The following is a 725-nucleotide window of genomic DNA, read 5'->3' on the forward strand; positions in this document are numbered from 1 at the left end:
TGGCATTGTTTTGGGTTTGATCGTCAGTGCACCTGTGCTTGGCTACTTCTATTTTAATCCCATTGAAATCACTGGAGAAGCCGCTCAAGTCATGTTGGAAAGTGGTTTTGAGCCCATTGTGCCAGTTTCTCTCGATCCTCACTTGCTGCTTAACCAAATTATCGTGGTTCTCATCATCTTATCCTTGTGCCTTGTCTACCCGATGATTCGTCTTCTTCGTTTACCTATCGCCAGCGGGCTGAAAGGGGGCGCGCATGTTGATTAAATTGGCTTGGCGTAATCTTTGGCGGAACAAACTAAGAACGTCCATCATGCTTGGCGCGATGGTGTTTGGTTTGATGGGCGTTGTCGCCATGATCGGATTTATGAATGGTTTAGTGGACAGCATGATCAAAAATGCGATTGCTTGGCAAACCAGCCATTTGCAGATTCATCAAAGTGCGTATCTCGTTAATCCTGAACTGAAAGACACCATACCTGACTCGCAAAGCATCGTTACAACGTTAGACAAGCATCAAAGCGTGAAAGCCGTATCGGAGCGCTTTCTCGCCGATGGCATGATAGCTTCTGCTCGCAGTTCTCGCGGTATTCGTATTAATGGTATTTATCTTGAACAAGAGCAGAAGATAACGCCGCTTTCTGAGCATATCATCGATGGTTATTGGTTGGATGAAGAGGGCCGGAATCCAATTCTTGTATCGCAAAAGACGGCGAAAAGATTGAAG

The 725-nt window shown here is 45.8% G+C and carries 1 protein-coding gene and 1 pseudogene; both read left to right on the forward strand.

The window, feature by feature from the left end:
* Positions 1 to 265: pseudogene (locus R8O10_RS25010) on the forward strand (ABC transporter permease); the annotation flags it as partial.
* Positions 255 to 725 (forward strand): ABC transporter permease (locus R8O10_RS25015; protein ID WP_318191928.1); only part of this gene is annotated, 471 nt, incomplete at its 3' end. The pseudogene R8O10_RS25010 and the gene R8O10_RS25015, both read left to right, overlap by 11 nt.

Origin of the sequence: Vibrio sp. 1727 (assembly GCF_033344415.1) — a bacterium.
In the GTDB taxonomy this organism is placed as follows: Bacteria; Pseudomonadota; Gammaproteobacteria; order Enterobacterales; family Vibrionaceae; genus Vibrio; species Vibrio alginolyticus.